This window comes from Thermodesulfobacteriota bacterium, from assembly GCA_036397855.1.
GTDB lineage: Bacteria > Desulfobacterota_D > UBA1144 > Nemesobacterales > CSP1-2 > DASWID01.
Genome location: DASWID010000121.1, coordinates 1 through 2,988 on the forward strand (window position 1 = coordinate 1; position 2,988 = coordinate 2,988).

Sequence of the window (2,988 nt, forward strand, 5' to 3'; positions counted from 1 at the left end):
TGTCCAAGAGAGGAAATAATATGACCACACCTGTCTCAAATAGCACATTTTAAAAAATTAGAAAAAATAAATTATTTTTGAAAAGGAACTAATTCAAAATTGATCCTAAAAGACTTAAACAGATCAAGATATTGTTCTAGAAGGCGTGTCATCAAAAAATTCTTACGAACAATTTCCTTGGCATTCTTACCCATTCGCTGTCTCAAACCCTTGTCATTTACCAACTGAACTATCCTTTCTGCCGCTTCTTCGACAGAAGACACAAGGAATCCGTTCACCCCGTCTTTGATCTGATGACGGATTCCTCCAACGTTTCCCCCAATTACGGGCGTCCCTTTCCACATAGCCTCGGCGACGGTCAGACCAAAGCCCTCCCTAATTGATTTTTGAAGTACAACCGCGGCCTTTCGTTGAAGAGCATTAACCAGGGCCGAATCCTGATGAGAAAGGATAATGATTCGCTCTTCCTGGCAGTTCAATAAAGACTCGTAAACCCTCTGGCCTTCAGGGTCATCCGTAGCTGCATTGCCTAACAGCACCAAGGTACAGTCAACCTCTTTCCTGGCCAACTTGAATGCCTTGATCACACCCTCCGGGTCTTTCCATCTATCAAAGCGAGAGATTTGTACGACAAGTGGAAGGTCTGTAGGTATCTTGTAATGTTCAATGCGTTCATTTATCTCCCTATCGGTGAGCTCCTTATTCTTTATGGTAAATGGATCTATAGCGGGCATGAAGAAAACCTGAGGCGTTTTGAGTTCCTTAGCGTATTCTTTTAAACTAAATATCACTGCATCATACTTTTCAATGTATGGAATCATGTAATTCCAAAGCGGCTTGTTTGGATTAGAGAGATCAACATGGCAACGCCATATCCAAGGGCAGGTCTTCTTGTAGTGATTTATCATGCCAAGAGGTTGAGGATCGTCGATGATTATAAAATCGTGGTAATCAAGTATATTCCTCACCGAATTTTCATATATAACCTTCTCATAAATATCTATTTTCCGCCTGCTAAGATTGAGTTCTCCACCCTGCAGTGCATTGTGCACCTTCTTCGTAATACTGAAAAAATCTGGAGATCCCTGTATCACTCTCCATTCAGTTTTAACTCCCACACTATTAAGCAACAAGGTAATGGATGACAACAGCTCTGCAACACCCCCACCATAATAAGTCGAATTGACATGAGCCACATGAATACCCTTCAGAGCCTCAGCCTTCTTTCTAATGCGTGCGATGGTTCCTGACCCTACAAACTCTTCATACTCCCCAATTTGTGTCAGCCCGTGGTGCATCATGATTAGCTATACCCTTTTCATACATTTAATAAAACTTTGATAAAGCTTAAAATCCGGAATCTAATTAGACACTTTTGATAATCTATCTGCTGCTGCGCCACTATTTCTCATTGATTTTATCTAATGATTCGTGATCTTTCTATACCCAAGCTCAACAGGAAAACCCAAGACTACCATATACACGGGCACCCATAGTTTCCGTGGATCTCTTTTAGCTGTCTTCCATAAAGCCCAGTCTAACATCCTAGATGATCTTTCATTCCTTGTTTATAACTGACGTAGAGAAATCGGGTCGATCAAAAAACCCATTACTTTTTTTTCAGGGCCCCCTTTATATCGATAAGTACTCTGAGTTTAAACTGGGTAATAATGAAGAATCTAGTACCAAGCAGTAGGAGTGGAATGTCTACTCTTTGCGGTTCCCAATCTATTTTATAAACATCGCAACTCAGATTTATAGACCTCCATATGTAAACTCTGAATCACTTCTCAAAATTGAATAGTTCAGTTTAGAAAATCCGATATATATGGTATATAGTTTTATCTTTTATAAATATTATTAATAAAACAGCCTAATAAACAATGTAAATCTTATGACCGACGATAAATGCACAGAAGCTTATGGGATTAAATAACAATCGAATACTCACCATAAACAGCGGATCCTCAAGCATTAAATTGTCACTTTACGAAATGGGACAATCAGAAACCCTGATTTTATCAGGGGTTATAGAGAGGATCGGTCAGAAATCCACCATCTTAAAAATCAAGGATGCACAGGGTGAAATTAATCTCGAGGATAACCTGTATCTTCGCGACCATGATGCGGCTTTTAAAGCTCTATTTGAATGGCTTAGAAAAAACAGCCCAGTAGAGAAAATAGACGCCGTTGGCCACCGTATCGTGCATGGAGGAATCGAATATTCCCGGCCGCAGGATATCACGCCCGAATTGATGGAAAAGCTGAATGAACTTGTTCCCCTAGCTCCCGACCATCTTCCGAATGAAATCACGGGAATAATGGCAATTAACAAGACTTACCCTGGCCTGACTCAGGTAGCATGCTTCGATACTGCTTTTCATAGGCAGCTACCACTACGTGCAAAAATGTTCGCATTACCGAGAAGCCTATTCAGGGAAGGAATCATGCGGTATGGCTTTCACGGCTTATCCTACGAATACATCATGCAAGAACTGATGACTGTCGCTGGAGAAAAGGTTGCAAGGGGTCGTGTCATCATAGCTCATCTCGGAAGCGGCGCAAGCATTGTGGCAGTTAAGGACGGTAGAAGCATGGATACATCTATGGGATTTACACCGACCGGCGGGCTGATGATGGGTACCAGGTGTGGAGATTTAGACCCCGGGATTTTAATTTATCTTCTCCGTAAAAAAGGGCTAAGCCCAAGCTCGTTAAATGAGATGTTAAACATGCATTCCGGGCTATTGGGGGTTTCAGGAAGAGGCTCCGATATGAAATTTCTGCTAGATAATGAGACGAAAAGCGCCGATATAGCAGAGGCAATATATCTTTTCTGTTATCAGGCAAAAAAATTTCTCGGTGCTCTATGCACCGCATTAGGAGGTGTTGATAACCTTATCTTTACTGGAGGAATTGGAGAAAACTCCCCTGTCATTCGAAAACGCATATGTGATGACATGACATTTTTGAACATCCATCTGGATC

Annotated in this window: 2 protein-coding genes; one reads left to right on the top strand and one right to left on the bottom strand. The window is 41.3% G+C overall.

The features are described 5' to 3' along the window. Window positions 1-71 precede the first annotated feature (71 nt). The gene (locus VGA95_09415; protein HEX9666756.1) at window positions 72-1,301 is read right to left on the bottom strand and encodes a glycosyltransferase; all 1,230 of its coding nucleotides are present in this window, start codon (window positions 1,299-1,301) and stop codon (window positions 72-74) included. Between the two features lie 621 nt (window positions 1,302-1,922). On the opposite strand from VGA95_09415, the gene VGA95_09420 reads away from it, so the two are divergent. Further along, window positions 1,923-2,988, top strand: a 1,066-nt coding sequence (locus tag VGA95_09420) for an acetate/propionate family kinase (protein HEX9666757.1), incomplete at its 3' end; no start/stop codon positions are given.

Excerpts from the sequence above, each read along its gene's own strand:
- VGA95_09415 (HEX9666756.1), bottom strand. The coding sequence starts at position 1,301 with ATGATGCACCACGGGCTGACACAAATTGGGGAGTATGAAGAGTTTGTA.